Below are 15,214 nucleotides of genomic sequence, written 5' to 3'. Positions count from 1 at the left end.
CCCGGGCGCCACACGGCCCGAGACGGTCCCCTCTCGTTTTACGGTGTGCGCCTTAGCCAGGCTCGGGCGCGCCATCACCACGCCTATCGGCCAGGCGTGTTGGGCATGGCGCGTCATGCCGTCAGAGGCTTTGACCGCCCGGTCCGCGTGCGCCATTTTGCACGCACCCTATGCGACGCCTTCCCGACGTACCGCCGCGCGGCCGGGCCATCACCGTGGACCTCGAGGGCGAGAGCCTCCCCGCCATCGAAGGTGAGCCGGTGGCGTGCTCGCTGGTTGCCGCGGGTGAGCCCATGCTCGCCCGCTCCATCAAGTACCACCGGCCGCGAGGCCCCTACTGCTTCGCCGGGGCCTGCTCGCATTGCCTGATGCGGGTGGACGGCGTGCCCAATGTCTACGCGTGCCGCACGCCCGCGCGGGACGGCATGAAGCTGGAGCGGCAGAACGCCTACCCCTCCGCGAAGGTGGACATCTTCGAGAGCATCGACTGGTTCTTCCCCAAGGGCATGGACCACCACGAGATGTTCGCCGGCGTCCCGGTGGCCGAGCAGGTGATGGCCAAGGTGGCGCGGCAGCTCGCGGGGCTGGGCCTGCTGCCCAAGACGCCCGCGCCAGTGACGGCGCCCGCGCGCACGGTGCGCACCCGCGTGGCCGTGGTGGGCGGCGGCGCGGCGGGCCTTGCGGCGGCGCGCGTGTTGACCGAGCGGGACGTGGGCTTCCTCCTCATCGAGCGGGACGACGCGCTCGGTGGCCGGCTCGCGAACGGCACGCCGGAAGCCGGCGGCCCCAGCCTGGACGACATCCACCGCATCTCCCCCAGCAGCGTGCTCACGCGGGCCACCGCGCTGGGCCTGTATGACGACGAGGCGGGGCGCTTCCTCGCGGTGGGCACCTGGGAGGCGGATGCGCCGCGCCTGGTGAAGGTGTACTCGGAACGCTTCCTGCTCACGCCCGGCGGCCATCCGCCCACGCTCCCCTTCGAGAACAACGACTTGCCCGGCGTCTACGCGGGCCGCGCGGCCAGCCTGCTGCTGCGCCGCTACGACGTGGCGCCGGAGACAGCGGCCCTGGTGGGCTGGGGCGCGGAGCTGTACGCGCTGGCGAACCTGCTCCAGGAGCGCGGCACGAAGGTGGTGGCGGTGGTGGACCTGCGGGACACGCCGCCGGCGGGCGCCCATGCCACGGCGGTGCGAGGCAGCGAGCCCAAGGCCCATGGCCTGCGCGGCGTGAGCGCCTTCAGCTACACGCGCGAGGGCGGCGGACGCGAGAAGGTGTCGTGTGACGCGGCGTTGGTGTCCGTCCCCGTCAGCCCCAGCTTCGAGCTGGCGCGGCAGGGCGGCGCGAAGGTGCCGTTCGACGAGAAGCGCGGGCTCTTCGTGGTGGAGACGGACGCGGACGGGCGCACCCATGCGCCGGACGTGTACGCCGCGGGTGACGTCACGGGCGGAGGCACGGCGAAGGACGCGGCGGCGGCCGGACGGCGCGCGGCCCAGGCGCTGGTGGGAGGGCTGTCATGAGCAAGGCGATGATCTGCTCCTGTGAGGACGTCACCGTCGACGACATCCGTCACGCGGTGTCCCGGGGCTTCTGCGACGTGGAGTCGGTGAAGCGCTACACCGGCTTCGGCACCGGCATCTGCCAGGGCAAGAGCTGCACGGCGGCGGTGGCCGCGCTGCTGGAGAAGGAGAAGGCGCTCAAGCCCGCGGCCGTGGTGCCCTTCACGCCGCGCCCGCCGCTCTACCCCACCGAACTGCGGATGATGGCCTCCGTGCCCGTGGACGAGTCCCAGCCGCCCGTGGGTGGGCTGCCGCAGGAAGTGGACGCATTCCCCGCCGCGCTGCGCCCGGAGGGCCCGGTGCCCGCGAAGGCGAAGGTGGTCATCATCGGCGGCGGCATCATGGGCCTGGCGCTGGCGTACAACCTGGCGCGCGCCGGTGAGACGGACGTGGTGGTGCTGGAGCGTGGCTACCTGTGCGCGGGCGCGTCCGGCCGCAACGGCGGTGGCGTGCGCATGCAGTGGGGCACGCCCTCGCTGGTGGAGCTGGCCAAGCGCTCCATCGAGCTGATGAAGGGCTTCGCGCGCGATCTGGGCATCAACGTCTGGCTGCGCCAGGGGGGCTACATCTTCCTGGCGAAGACGAAGCCGGTGGCCCAGCGGCTGGAGCGCAACGTCTCGCTGCACAACCGCTTCGGCGTCCCCACCCGGCTCATCACCCCCGACGAGGCGCGCGACATCGTCCCCGGGCTCACGATGAAGGACTGCCTCATCGCGTCCTACAATCCCGAGGACGGCGTCATCTTCCCCTGGCCCTTCCTGTGGGGCTACGCGCAGGGCTGCCAGAAGCGCGGCGTCCGCGTGGAGACATACACGGACGTCACCGGCTTCGAGACCAGCGGCGGCCAGGTGCGCAAGGTGAAGACGACGCGCGGGGACATCGCCTGCGACACCGTGGTGCTGGCCGCCGGCGCCTGGAGTCCGCAGGTGGCGAAGCTGGCGGACGTGAAGCTGCCCAACGAGCCGCACCGCCACGAAATCCTCAGCACCGAACCGCTGAAGCCCTTCCTGGGGCCGCTGGTGTCCGTGCTCGACAGCGGGCTGTACTTCAGCCAGTCCATGCGCGGCGAAATCGTGGGCGGCATGGGCGACGCCAAGGAGCCCGCGGGCCTCAACATGGGCAGCACCCTGCGCTTCGTGTCGCGCTTCGCGCAGGCGCTGATGGAGCAGTTGCCCGAAGTGGGCCACGTCAAGGTGCTGCGCCAGTGGGCCGGCTGCTACGACGTGACGCCGGACAACAACCCGATTCTGGGCCGCACCCCGGGCCTGGACAACCTGCTCCAGATGTCCGGCTTCGTGGGCCACGGCTTCATGATGGCCCCCGCCGTCGCGGAGCGGATGGCGAAGTGGATGGCCACCGGCGAGTCCGACGAGCTCTTCACCCGCTTCAACCTCCGGCGCTACTCTGACGCGGCGGGCCATTCGCGTGATTTCGGCACCGGAACGCTGGAGCGCGAGGACATGGTCATCGGCTGAGCCCCTGGCCGCGCCGCTCCCGGGCCGCGCCTGGACCCCGTCTCCACCGGGTCCGGACGCGGCCCTTGTATTTTTCCGGAGCCTGTCCTGGCCGGAGACAACGGCTGGGGAGCGAATTGACCCGGAACGCACCAGCTCCGGACAATATCGTAAATCACGAAAACAACTGACAGCCGTCAGCGGGGTTGTGAAGCGCCTTTACATCAACAACTGAATTACCTGGACAGGGACGCACCAGTCGCGTGTGCCGGCGCGGTGCCCGCTCCGAGTAGAGACGCTCGGAGTGGAGACATGGCACGGCGCGTGCCTTGGCGCCTCGCCGCGCAATCCAGCGCGAGGAGGTGTTCCGATGTTCCCGAAGAGCGTTCGTGCGCTGTTCCTGGTGGGAGCCCTGTCTGCCTGCGGTACCGAAGCACCTCCCGACGTTCCCAACGCGGACGGCCAGGAGCCGCTGCAGTCGCAGGAGTCCAACGTCATCGTGGGCTCGGTGAACTGGGTGAGCGCCACGACGCTGTCGGGCACGCAGCGCACGCGCTCGCTCGCGGTGGGCTACTTGTCCATTCCGGCGGTGAGCTCGCGATGCACGGCGTGGCTGGTGTCGCGGGATGTCATCATCACCAACAACCACTGCGTCGGCAGCAGCTCCGAGGCCTCCGGTGCGCGCGTGTCCTTCAACTATGAGGACGGCGTCAGCTCTACCGCTCGCGTCTGGTACAACTGCGGCACGATGATCCGCACCTGGGCCGGCGACGACATGACGGCGCTGCGCTGCACGGCCACCAACGGCCAGCTCCCGGGTGACGTGTACGGCTGGTTGACGGTGGCCAGCGCCAACGCCGCCACCAACGCCAGCATCTACGTGGTCCACCAGAACTGCGACTACTACACGACGAGCGGCTGCACGCCGACGAAGAAGTCCTCGCCGGGCGTGGTGCGCAACGCGAACTACAGCACGACGGACCTGTCCTACGACGCGGACACGCTGGGCGGCTCGTCCGGCTCGCCCGTGCTGTCCTCGTCTTCGCACCAGGTGGTGGGCCTGCACCACATCGGCCTGGGCGGCAACTCGCAGGGCCGCGGCACGGCCAACACCGGCGTGAAGGCCACGCGCGTGAAGGCGCGCCTGGCCGAGATTGGCCTCTAGAGCCGAGCCCCCGCGTCACGCGGGTGATGGCTCGCCCGCCAGCGGCAGCGTCTGGGGGGCCTGCCGTGGTGGGAGCAGCAACTCCTCCCGCCGCAGGCCCCGCAGCGCCATCCGCCCCAGGCTCCGCTTGAGCCCGCGTGGCAGCAGTGGCAGCAGCCGCATCACCCACCGGTGCCCCAGGCCCGGGTACACCAGGGCCTCGCCGCGCTCGAAGCCGGCGAGCGCCTCGCGGGCACAGCGCGCCAGCGACAGATGGAAGAAGGGCGCCAGCGACTCCGCGCCCTCCCCCACCGCTTCCCACAGCGGCCCCGGAGCCACGCGCGTCACCGTGACGCCCTGCCCCTCCACTTCCAGGCGCAGTGCCTCCGTGAAGCCGTCCAGGAAGCGCTGGGTGGCGGAGAAGGTGGCCGAGCCCGGCAGGATGAGCTGCGCCGCGCCGGAGCCGATGTTGAGGATGCCGCCCCGTCCACGCTCCAACATGGGCTTGAGCAGCCGGTGCGTCAGCAGCGCGGGCACCCAGACATTGGCGCGCAACATGGCTTCCACACGCGCCCAGCCCTCCTGGGCATACAGCGCCTGGTCGCCTTCCGCGGCGTTGTTCACCAACACGTCCACGCGGACGAAGTGCTCCTCCAGCGAAGCGAGCAGCGCATCCACCTGCCGGGGATCGCACACGTCGCAGGATTCGACGAGCACGCCCAGCGTCGGGTAGTGCAGCAGGAGCTCCTCGCGCAGGGGCTCCAGGACCTGGGCCTGATGGTCCACGAGCACCAGGGTTCGAACGCGACGCGCGAGCAGCCGGGCAAGCTCCCGGCCAATCCCTCGGGCCGCGCCGATGATGAGCACGGTTCCTTGGTCGATGGGGAGAGGACGCATGACGAAATCCTCCGTTCGTTGAGGTGCCCATCGTGCGCACGCCATGCGCGGTCTGCCGCTCCCCCCGCAGGGTTTGCACGCCTGGGCAGCAAACGACCGGCGCGGCGCTGGCACGGCTCTTCCATCTGGGTCGTGCCATGCCCAGAAAAGAAGACATGGCGACTGTTTCCCGAATCCTCGTTCCCGTGGACCTGTCGGACGGCTCCCGAGAGGTCATCGACTATGCGGTGAGGCTCGCTCGGCCTTTCAAGGCATCGGTCGAGGTGGTCCATGCCTGGGAGCCACCCCAGTACGTGGCGCCCGACCTGCTGGTGGCCGCGCCGGGGTGGAACTCCCAGTCCCTGGAGCACGTCGCCGTGGAGGCAGCGACGAAGGAGCTGACGGCCCAGGTGAACCAGGGGGAGCCCCCGGGCGTCCCGGTGAGCCAGAAAATCGTCGTGGGTGAGGCGGCATCCACCATCCTCGACCTCGCCGAGCAGGACAAATGCGACCTCATCGTCATGGGCACCCACGGCCGGCGCGGCCTTCCCCGCCTGCTCTTGGGAAGCGTGGCGCAGAAGGTCGTCGCCCGCGCGTCCTGCCCGGTGCTCACCCTCCACCTGTCCGAGCATAAGTAGCGCGGACGCGCCTCACGGCCCCGGGGCGGGAGCCACCGGGGGAGCGGCCTGCTCCCCCGCCTTCCGCCGCGCGGCCAGCACCGTGGGCACGGCCAGCACCGCCATGGCGGCGACAACGAGCGCGGCGCCCACCAGCTCCAAGGCCCCCGCGCCCGGCTGGCCCAGGGCGACGGACATCACCACGGTCGCGACCACTCCGGCGAGCACGCTGGACGCGCGATTCACCGGCACGCAGAAGGCATTCTCCCGCCCGTCCAGGAGGATGAGGCCGCCGAAGATGCCGGTGGCCTGCGACAGCAGTCCCACGGCGATCTCGGAGGCCAGGTGGCCTCGCGACAGGGCCCCGGTGAAGCCGTCGCGGATGTCACCGAGCACGCCATCGCCGCCGATGAGGGCCAGCACCGCCAGGGTGCCCACCAGCACTGGCGTGGCCACCATCTGCTCCTCCACGAAGTAGCGGATGGAGACCTCACGCTCGCCGGACTTGGCCAGCTGGCTCATGGCGCGCAACCGGAAGAAATAGGCCGCCAGGTACACGCCCACGTCCACCGTGGCCAGGAGCGTCAGCGTGGGGCTGACCGACGAGCCCGCGGCCACCGCCACCGCCGAGAAGCTCAAGCCCAAGGCCACCCATGAGGGCCAGCGCACCCGCCGTCCACTGAGGACGTCCACCAGCGGCGCCAGGACGAGCACGCCGCCGCGCATCAACAGCATCATGAAAACGATGGACGCCCCCGGCAGGGTGTACGCCAGCGTCGTGGTGCCGATGATGGCCGCCGAGCAGAACCCCGACAGCAGCGTCCACCGCCCTGGTGCCGGCACCTGGAAGCCCCACACCTGGCGGTGCCCCGCGTAACGCCACCAGCGCATCCACGTGAGGAAGGCGAACATTCCCACCAGCGAGGCCGAGGTGCTCACCGGCAGGAGCGTGAAGCCGGAGATGCCCTCCCGCATGCCGGGCAAGGCGCCTCCGGACAGCGCCTTCGTCAGCGCGCTGTAGGGGGCATAGGCCACGAAGTAGCCCAGGGCGTACCCCCAGATGCTCAGGTCACGGACGTCATCATTTCGAAGGGGCGTGGCGGACAGGACGTGTTCCCGGGTGGGGTGTGGAGACAGGGTTGTGCAAGCCACACGCCGGGCAGGTGACGGGTGTAGGCACGCAATCGTTTCCGTGCGGGCGCGTATCCAGCGGTGTCACGGCTTTCACAGGAGCCTCGCATGCGCTCGTCCCCCATTGCCACTTTGGCCCTCGGGCTCGCCTTCGCCACCCCTTCCTTCGCCGAGGACGACGCGAAGCCGCCTCAGAAGTGGAAGGTGGTGTGCGCCACGCAGTCGAAGGACGGAAGCCGCGCCGTCCAGGGCACGGACCTGATCATTGAGGCCGGTGAGAAGGTGAAGGACGGCGTCGCCGTGGAGGGCAACGTCATCGTCCGCAAGGGCGCGGTGGTGGAGGACGTCGTCGCCATCCGGGGCCGCGTCATCGTTGAGTCCGGGGCTCGGGTGACGGGCAACGTGGTGTCCCTGGGCGGGGAGGTCCGCGTCCACAAGGGCGCCGCTGTCGAGGGGAACGCCATCGCCCTGGGGGGACGGCTGAAGGTGGATCAGGACGAGGCGGTGAAGGGCGACAAGGTCAGCCTGTCCTTCGAGATTGGCGGCCGGGACATCGTGCGCGGCTTCATCGAAGACGCGCTCGACGAGGAGACTGGCTGCCACATCGTCGATGAGAGCGACAAGGACGTCTGAGTCACGCGGCGCTGGCCGGCCCCGGCGGCACGGCCGGCTCGGTGCCGGTGCGCGTCAGCGGCATCAGCGAAGCCCGCAGCGACAGGATCTGATCGCGGGCCAGGTTCTTCAGCGTCTCCACGTCCGCCAGCGTCATCCCTTTGGTGGAGATGGGCGTGCCCACCGTCACCAAACCGCGCGAGGTGGCGAAGCGCCAGGAGTGCTTCGGCAGCGCCCGCCGCGTCCCGCTCACCGCCAGGGGCAGCACATCCGCCTGCGCCTCGATGGCCAGCCGGAACGCGCCGTCCTTGAAGGGCAGCAGGTCATCCGTCTTCGAGCGCGTCCCTTCCGGGAAGATCATCACCGGCATGCCCTTGGCCAGCCACTGGCGGCACTTCGCCATGGCGCCCGTCGCCGAGTCGCGGTCGCCGCGGTGCACGGGGACGTCCCCCGCCATCCACATGCTCCAGCCCACCACGGGAATCTTGAAGAGGCTGGCCTTGCCCAGCCACTTCATCTCCCACGGCAGGTGCGAGATGAGGAACGGGTCCGCGTTGGACTCGTGGTTGCTCACGACCACCGTGTTTGGCGCGAGCTTGTCCGGCACCGGGCCGTGCACACCGAAGCGCCAGAACGGCGTCAGCTTCGCCGCGGTGACGCCAATGAGCCGGAAGCAGCGCCCCGTCACGTGGCGCTTGTGGTCGAAGGCCCAGGTCAGGATGGCCAGCGACAGCTGCACACAGAAGCCAACCAGCGCCACCAGGCCAATCTCGATCCACGTCCAGATGGAGAGCAGTGCGTTCATGAGAGCCTCGAACAAGCGTCAGCGAACCGCGGGGTCCAGGTCCACGCTCACCGGACAGTGGTCCGAGCCGAGCACGTCCGGGTGGATGCCAGCCTTGCGCACGTAGGCCATGGCCGCTGGCGAGGCCAGGACATAGTCGATTCTCCAGCCGATATTCTTCTCCCGAACGCCGGCCCGCTGACTCCACCACGAATAGTTCCCCCCACCCTTGTTGAAGTGGCGGAAGGTGTCCACCCAGCCGGCACGAATCCACCGGTCGAACTCCTCGCGCTCCTCGGGCCGGAAGCCGCTCGTCTCCCGGTTCTCCTTGGGCCTCGCCAGGTCGATGTCTTGATGCGCTGTGTTGAAGTCCCCCATCACCAGCACCCGGCCACCATCGCGCAGGGGCTTCTCCAGCCGCTCGAAGAGGCGCCGGTAGAAGGTCAGCTTGTAGGGAATGCGGCTCAGGTCCCGGTCCTTCCCGTTGCCGTTGGGAAAGTAGCCGTTCACCACGGTGAGCTTGCCGAAGCGGGCAATCTGCAGGCGCCCTTCGACGTCCAGCTCCCCCACGCCGAGCACCGTCACGACTTCATCGGGCTCCAGGCGACTGTACAGTCCGACGCCGCTGTAGCCCGGCCGCTCCGCCGCCACGAAGTGCGTCTTCCACCGGGACGGTGAGCGCACCTCGTCGGGAAGCTGGTCGGCGCGCGCGCGGACCTCCTGCAGACCAACGACTTGCGCCCGGCACCCCGCGAGCCAGGGCAGGAAGCCCTTGCGGTGCACCGAGCGAAGTCCGTTCACGTTCCACGAAACGACTCGCACGGGGAAGGCTTATGGCCCGCCCCGTGCGGCATTACCAGCCCCTACCGCACACACAGGCGGTAGGGGCGAACAGGAGACCTGCTACGGCTCCACCGCGCTCGACGCGTTCTGCGGCTGACGCGTCGGACGGAGGATGAAGTCCGCCGAGTTGTCGTTCGAGTCGTGACCGTTGCCCTGCAGTTCGTCCGCGCCGCCGACAACCATCGTCTCCGCGGTCGACGCGGCCGAGGCCTTGCGCTCGTAGCTGCCCGCGACGGGCGGCACGGCGGCGATGCGCGTGCCCTCCGGCTGGTTGGCGTTGCTGCCGTAACCCACCGTGTCCACCACCAGCGGCGAGGTGATGGGGTCGTTCTGCGCCATCTCCGGGTAGCCCAGGCGCACATGGCCCGCGGAGCCGCCCATCGCGATGGTGCCACCCCAGTTCGCGTTACCCGTCACGGTGTTGCCCGACGAGCTCGCGTAGCCCGACGACACCACCAGGAAGTAGCTGCGCGGCGCGATGACCGAGCCGGCGGGCAGCGCGAAGCTGCTGTTGTAGCCGGTGGTGCCCGTGGCGGACTTGTACTGGAGCTTCCAGCCAGAGATGTCCACCGCGCTCGACGTCGGGTTGTAGAGTTCGATGAACTCGTCGCCGGCGCCACCGGGGCCCGCGGGCGCGAACTCGCTGATGACGACGTGGCCCGTGCTGCTGCCCGCGGTCACCTGCACCGCCGCCGCGATGGACTGACCGTTCAGCGCGGCCACCAGCTGACCCTCGCCGCCCGTGCTGCCCGCGGTGAAGTCGAACTTGGCGGACATGCTGTTGGCCGGCACCGTCACCGTGGCCGGCACCGTGCCCAACGACGCGGGCTCCAGCGCGAGCTGGATGACCGTGTCCTGCGCCGGGGGAACGTCCAGCTCCACCGTGAAGCCCTGCGTCTGGCCAGCGCCCACCGAGATGACCTCGGGCGACAGCGTGGCCAGCTCAGCGGCCTGATCCGCCGCCAGCACCCGGACCGTGGCCGCACGCGTGTCGTTGCCCAGCGTGGCCGTCAGCGTCGCCTTGTCCGTCTCCGGGTCCGCGGCCAGGTTCGCCGTCACCTGCACCGTGGCGGAGCGCTCACCCGGGGCGATGCGCACCAGCCCACCCTGCACGTTCAGCACGGCGCTGGACGAAGTAACCTCGACCCAGACCTCCGCCGGAGCGTCCTCACGCAGGCGCACCGTCAGCGCCTCGGGGAACGTCGCCCCTGTGGTGCCGGTGCGCGCGAAGGTGCCCGTCGGACCGAAGCTGTCCAGCGAGACCTGGACCGTGCCCGCGTCCGTACCGGCGTCAACGTCGGTGCCGGCGTCGTCCTCGCCCGTGCCCGCGTCGGTGCCGGCGTCGTCCTCGCCCGTGCCCGCGTCGGTGCCGGAATCCGGCTCGCCCGAACCACCATCCTCGGTGGTGCCAGCGTCGTCCTCACCGGTGCCCGCGTCCTCGGTGGTGCCAGCGTCGTCCTCACCGGTGCCCGCGTCCTCGGTGGTACCAGCGTCGTCCTCACCGGTGCCCGCGTCCTCGGTGGTGCCAGCGTCGTCCTCGACGATGCCGCCATCCTCTTCACCGGTGCCGGCGTCATCCTCGGTGCCGGCATCCTCCTCGGTGCCCGCATCCGGCGTGGGACGACGGCAGCTGTTGTCACAGCTGTCGTTGTTGTTTCGGTTGCCGTCGTCGCACGTCTCGCCAGCCTCGACGATGCCATTGCCGCAAACGGGCCTGACTTCAGGATCGTCGCCACATGCGGACATGAAAAGGAGCAGTGCGGACAGCGGCGCCAGCATCTGCCGGAAGGACCAGGGCATGGGTAAAGAGTCTCCGTTGAAACTTGAAGAGCCCCCTGCATCCCATATCTGTCACCCACGACGCAATCCAGGCGGCAGTTTCCGATTTCACTGGACTCAAGCCTGGGTTCTGATCCTCCCGGCCTCCCCTCTCAGGACGGAGGTACCGGAGCGTGCTCCCCGACCTCATGGGGCGGCTCCAAGCCGTGGTCCACGAGGAAGACACGCACGGCCTCGGCGATCTCCGACCCGGCCTCCAGCAGGCCGGCGTGCCCTGCGTCATCCACCCGCATCCAATGTGCGTGCGGCATTGCGTCACGCATTCGTTCCATCTCCCCCAGCGGAACGAGCAAATCGTTGCTGGCGGCGACGATGAGCGTGGGCACCTGCACCGTCCTGGCCACGTCCCAGGCATGGCCCTCCACCATGCCCCGGAGGGTGTACCAGTAGGCCCTGGGGCTCATCCGGCGCAGGGCGAGCATGAACTCGTCGATGTCCGCCCGAGGCGCCCGGGCCCGGAGCGCCCCCACCATCCGCGCCAGGGGATAGGCGAAGCGGCTGGCCATCACCGCGTGCGCCACGGGCACCGCCAGCGGCAGCGTGGGCGTGGCCAGCTTGAGCATGCCCCGGGTGGCGGCCAGGAACGCGCGGGCCCCCGCCGAGTCCACCCCCGAGCCAAACGCCCCCGGCGCCCCGGCGATGAGCGTCATGGAGGGAACCAGGTCCGGCCGTCGCCGGTACAGGTCCAGCAGAACGCGCACGCCCATGGAGAACGCCACATGGTGCGGCGGCCGCCCATCCCCCCGGGCCATCACCGCCTCGGTGATGCGCTCCAGGTCATCCACGTGCACGCGAATCTGGTACCCGTCCCCCACGGATTCATCGCTGCTGCCGTGGCCCCGGTAGTTCCAGTGCACCACCCGGTGGTCCTGCTCCAGGTTTCCCACCAGGTAGCGCCAGAAGTTCTCCGAGGAGCCAATCCCGTTCGTCAGCAGCACCGTGGGGCGGGCCACCAGCTCTGAGTCGGCGGTGGCCTCCCGGAGGTTGCCGAAGTGGGTATGCCAGGCGACCCGGGTACCATCCGGGGCAGTCACAAAGCGCGTGGTGCGACGGTAGGGCATGCCACCTCCCACGATGAGGCGCCCGGGCCGGGGGCGCAAGCATCAACCTGCCCTAACGGGCGCGTGCCGGGGTATGAGGGGGGCGCCATGCTTTGCGTCGACGTGGAACGGTTCGATATCCGCCCTGCCCTGGCCCACTACGCCGAGCACGGCTACGCGAAGCTGGGCCGTGTGCTGGGTGACGAGGGCCTGGACGCGCTCCGCGAGCGAGCCGACGACCTGATGCTGGGCCGGGTCGTCCACCCGGGCCTCTTCTTCCAGCCGGACGCCACCACCGGCCGCTACGAGGACGCCCCCCTGGGACTGGGCTGGCAGGGCCCCTCCCTGGACTACCGTAAGCTGGAGAAGCTGGAGAAGGACCCGCGCTTCCTGGCGTGGATGGAGAACCCGCTGTTCGAACGCATCGCCCGGGCGCTCATCCCCGGCGACATCGTCCTCTACCGCGCCATCCTCTTCCACAAGGGGCAGGCCGGCGGCAGCAACCTGCCATGGCACCAGGATGGCGGCCGGCTGTGGGGGCTCACCCACGAACCGGAGCTGCAGATCTGGACCGCGCTGGATGACGCCCCCGAGGACGGCGGCTGTCTGGAAGTCATCCCGGGCAGCCACCGCGGCGGCCTGGTGACGCCCCTGGGCGGGGTGATTCCTCCGGACGCGGTGGCGGCGGCCGACGCTGAATCCCGCGTCCTGTCCCTGCCGGTGCGCGCTGGCGAGGCCATCCTGGTCCACAACCACCTCTGGCACCGCTCCGGACGCGGGCGCCCCGGCTTGCGCCGCCGCGCCTTCTCCGCCTGCTACATGGACGCGGCCGTGCGCTGCCTGCGCAAGAAGAAGGCCCCCCGCGTCTTCCCGCCCATGTTCCGCCGCTGACCTCAGCCCACCAGGGGCATGCGCAGCGGCGGCTCCACCGGATCCTTCGCGCGCTGCGCCACAGGCAGGGAGACGCGGAAGGTGCTGCCCCGTCCCTCCTCGCTCTCCACCGAGATGTCTCCACCGAAGCCGGTGACGATGCCGTGGCAGATGGACAGGCCCAGCCCCGTGCCCTCGCCCACCGGTTTGGTGGTGAAGAAGGGGTCGAAGATGCGGGCGCGCACCTCCGGAGGCATGCCCACGCCCGTGTCGCGCACCTCGATGATGACGCGGTCCCCGGCGCTCCGCAGGCTCAGCCGGACCTCGTGCTGCTCCGACCGGCCCATCGGAATGGCCTGCGCGGCGTTGATGAGCAGGTTGAGGAATACCTGTCCGAAGCGGCCCTCGTTGCCCTCCACCAGCGGCACCTCGCGGTAGTCGCGGACCAGCTGCGCGCGCAGCTTCAGCTCGCTGCGCGCCAGGGTGATGGCCGACTCGAGCACCGCCTGCACGTTGACGGCGGTGGCCACCTCGTCGTCGCCCCGGGAGAAGGTCCTCAAGTCCCGGACGATCTGCCGCACGCGGTGCGCGCCGTCGGTGGCCTCGCGCAGCACCTCCTCCAGCTCCGCCATGCGGCCCGACGGCAACTCCGGCGCCAGGGCGTGCAGTTCGCCCGCGAGGAACGACAGGTTGGAGAGGACGAAGGCCAGCGGGTTGTTGATTTCGTGTGCCACGCCCGCCGCCAGCGTGCCCACCGCCGCCAGCCGGTCCGACACCACGAGCTGCGCCTGCATGGCCTTGCGGTCGGTGACGTCCACCGCTACGCCCGCCAGCAGCCGCCGCCCCGAGCGCTCCCGCACGATGAAGCGGTAGGTGAGCCAGTGGCGCTCGGTGCCGTCGCGCGCGGGAATCATCGTCTCGGTGATGCTCTGCTTGCCGGATGTCAACACCGCGTCGTCATCCCGGCGCGACTGTTCGGCGGAGGCCGCGGGCATCAACTCCATGTCGGACACGTTGGACATGTCCGCGCCCACCGGGTAGCCGAAGAACCGGCTGTAGCGCGCGTTCACCCAGATGCGGCGGCCCCGCTCGTCCTTCATGAAGGCCACCGCGGGGATGTTGTCCATGAAGGACGCGAACAGCTCCTGCGACTCCTCCAGCGCGCCCATCGCCAGCGTGTTCTGCACCATCAATTCCTGACGCGCCTGGGCCTCGGCCGCGTTGCCCATGGCCGCGCCGAGCAGGCCCGCCATCAGCTCCAGCGTGCGCACGTCCCGGTCCTCGAACGTGTTCGGCCGCCGGCTGGTGACGTTGAGCACGCCCACCGGGCGGCCCTCGCGCCACAGCGGCACGCAAATCATCGACCGCGCGCCCACGTGGCGCAGCGCCATCACGTTGACCCGGACGTCCGCCTCCGAGTCATCCGTGCGCATCACCTCGCCCCGCAACAGGCTGGCGCCCGTGAGGCTGCCCTCCACCTTCAGCTGGAAGCCGATGAAGGGCGCCAGGCTGCCGGTGGCCACCAGGTAGGTCACCTCCTCCTCGGTGTCCGCCCCCAGCAGCGCCACCGCCGCGCCGTCCGCGCCGCACAGCACCCGCGAGCGCTCGCACAGCAGCCGCATCAGCTCGTCGAGCCCGTAGCCCGCCATCGCCACGTCCGACTGCATCTGGATGATGGAGGCCAGCCGCGCCACCTCGCCCCGCGCCTCCGCCTCGGACGTCCGCCGCTGGCGCCGCGCCGCAACCCGCCGCTCCAGCAACAACCGCCGTGAGCGCACCTGCACCGGGGTGAAGGGCTCCACCAGGAACTCGTCCACGCCCGCGGCCAGCAGCGGCTCGAGCGCCGCGTCGGTGCCGTCCCGCGCCAACCCCAGCACCAACGGCTCCTCGGGACGGGCCTGCGTCCGCAGCGCGTCCAGCCAGAGCGCGTCCTCCACCAGGTCCGCCGCGTCCACCACCAGCACGTCCACGGGCCCGTGCCCCAGCGCCGCGCCGGCTTCCACCAGGTCGGCTGTGGTGAACACGGCCTGGCCCTGGCGCCGCAGCTCCTCCGCCACGGGGTGCCGGTCATCGGTGGTGAGACACAGGAACTTCATCCAGTCGCCTGCTCCGGGGCCCCAAACACACGGGGTGAAAAATACTATGATTCTGTAGCACGGCATTTCCAGCCGGGGGCGTCCTGACTGGCGGGGGTCAGGCGCACCCCATGTCCGGTGGAAACATTCCGGCCGGAGGGCAAACGGGTGGTCACCGGGTGGCGCCAGGACGCTATCCTCCGCGCGTGCCGGGCATCCCTGGAGTCGTCGTCGCCGAGCAGCCGCACTACCTGCCGTGGGTGGACTTCCACGAGCAGCTGGCCCGCGCGGGGACCTTCGTCGTACTGGACAACGTGCAGTGGCTGCGGCGCGGCTGGCAGCGGCGCACGCGGGTGGCCCTGCCCCACAACGT

At 70.2% G+C, this 15,214-nt stretch carries 14 protein-coding genes; 7 read left to right on the top strand and 7 right to left on the bottom strand.

Annotation, left to right across the window (positions count from 1 at the left end; all coding sequences use genetic code 11):
- Positions 1 to 170 precede the first annotated feature (170 nt).
- From F8M74_RS07885 to F8M74_RS07875, 3 genes are all read left to right on the top strand, one after another.
- Entirely contained in the window at positions 171 to 1,517 is a 1,347-nt protein-coding gene (locus F8M74_RS07885) for a 2Fe-2S iron-sulfur cluster-binding protein (RefSeq protein WP_141258249.1), read from the top strand.
- Complete coding sequence (locus F8M74_RS07880; RefSeq protein ID WP_141258250.1) at positions 1,514 to 3,031, top strand: FAD-dependent oxidoreductase; 1,518 nt, start codon at positions 1,514 to 1,516, stop codon at positions 3,029 to 3,031. The genes F8M74_RS07885 and F8M74_RS07880 overlap by 4 nt, the downstream gene beginning before the upstream one ends.
- Before the next feature lie 349 nt (positions 3,032 to 3,380).
- On the top strand, positions 3,381 to 4,175 hold the full coding sequence (locus tag F8M74_RS07875; RefSeq protein ID WP_140792189.1) for a serine protease: 795 nt from the start codon (positions 3,381 to 3,383) through the stop codon (positions 4,173 to 4,175).
- A gap of 15 nt (positions 4,176 to 4,190) precedes the next feature.
- Here F8M74_RS07875 and F8M74_RS07870 read toward each other — a convergent pair whose 3' ends face one another.
- Positions 4,191 to 5,051, bottom strand: a complete 861-nt coding sequence (locus F8M74_RS07870) for an SDR family oxidoreductase (RefSeq protein ID WP_141258251.1) — start codon at positions 5,049 to 5,051, stop codon at positions 4,191 to 4,193.
- A gap of 155 nt (positions 5,052 to 5,206) precedes the next feature.
- On the opposite strand from F8M74_RS07870, the gene F8M74_RS07865 reads away from it, so the two are divergent.
- Positions 5,207 to 5,668, top strand: a complete 462-nt coding sequence (locus F8M74_RS07865) for a universal stress protein (RefSeq protein ID WP_141258252.1) — start codon at positions 5,207 to 5,209, stop codon at positions 5,666 to 5,668.
- 12 nt (positions 5,669 to 5,680) lie between these two features.
- Here F8M74_RS07865 and F8M74_RS07860 read toward each other — a convergent pair whose 3' ends face one another.
- Complete coding sequence (locus tag F8M74_RS07860) at positions 5,681 to 6,799, bottom strand: hypothetical protein (protein WP_228559572.1); 1,119 nt, start codon at positions 6,797 to 6,799, stop codon at positions 5,681 to 5,683.
- An 87-nt stretch (positions 6,800 to 6,886) separates the two neighbouring features.
- Here F8M74_RS07860 and F8M74_RS07855 point away from each other — a divergent pair, with 87 nt between their 5' ends.
- Complete coding sequence (locus F8M74_RS07855) at positions 6,887 to 7,411, top strand: polymer-forming cytoskeletal protein (RefSeq protein ID WP_141258253.1); 525 nt, start codon at positions 6,887 to 6,889, stop codon at positions 7,409 to 7,411.
- A gap of 1 nt (position 7,412) precedes the next feature.
- Here F8M74_RS07855 and F8M74_RS07850 read toward each other — a convergent pair whose 3' ends face one another.
- The 4 genes from F8M74_RS07850 to F8M74_RS07835 form a co-directional block, all read right to left on the bottom strand.
- Positions 7,413 to 8,195, bottom strand: a complete 783-nt coding sequence (locus tag F8M74_RS07850; RefSeq protein ID WP_171410137.1) for a 1-acyl-sn-glycerol-3-phosphate acyltransferase — start codon at positions 8,193 to 8,195, stop codon at positions 7,413 to 7,415.
- An 18-nt stretch (positions 8,196 to 8,213) separates the two neighbouring features.
- Entirely contained in the window at positions 8,214 to 8,996 is a 783-nt protein-coding gene (locus F8M74_RS07845) for an exodeoxyribonuclease III (RefSeq protein ID WP_090495363.1), read from the bottom strand.
- Between the two features lie 81 nt (positions 8,997 to 9,077).
- Positions 9,078 to 10,817, bottom strand: coding sequence for a lamin tail domain-containing protein (locus F8M74_RS07840; RefSeq protein ID WP_171410138.1), 1,740 nt, complete (start codon positions 10,815 to 10,817; stop codon positions 9,078 to 9,080).
- 131 nt (positions 10,818 to 10,948) lie between these two features.
- The gene (locus F8M74_RS07835) at positions 10,949 to 11,917 is read right to left on the bottom strand and encodes an alpha/beta fold hydrolase (protein ID WP_141258254.1); all 969 of its coding nucleotides are present in this window, start codon (positions 11,915 to 11,917) and stop codon (positions 10,949 to 10,951) included.
- 87 nt (positions 11,918 to 12,004) lie between these two features.
- On the opposite strand from F8M74_RS07835, the gene F8M74_RS07830 reads away from it, so the two are divergent.
- Entirely contained in the window at positions 12,005 to 12,787 is a 783-nt protein-coding gene (locus F8M74_RS07830) for a phytanoyl-CoA dioxygenase family protein (protein WP_141258255.1), read from the top strand.
- A 2-nt stretch (positions 12,788 to 12,789) separates the two neighbouring features.
- Here F8M74_RS07830 and F8M74_RS07825 read toward each other — a convergent pair whose 3' ends face one another.
- Positions 12,790 to 14,862 (bottom strand): ATP-binding protein, encoded by a 2,073-nt coding sequence (locus F8M74_RS07825; RefSeq protein ID WP_141258256.1) that lies wholly within the window; start codon positions 14,860 to 14,862, stop codon positions 12,790 to 12,792.
- Positions 14,863 to 15,047: 185 nt separating this feature from the next.
- Here F8M74_RS07825 and F8M74_RS07820 point away from each other — a divergent pair.
- Positions 15,048 to 15,214: WbqC family protein (locus tag F8M74_RS07820; protein WP_240462280.1), on the top strand; the 167-nt coding region annotated here is incomplete at its 3' end.

Origin of the sequence: Myxococcus sp. CA023, assembly GCF_010998615.1 — a bacterium.
In the GTDB taxonomy this organism is placed as follows: domain Bacteria; phylum Myxococcota; class Myxococcia; order Myxococcales; family Myxococcaceae; genus Myxococcus.
The sequence above is the reverse complement of the archived record's forward strand: the minus strand, read 5'-3'. Positions and strand labels throughout refer to the sequence as shown.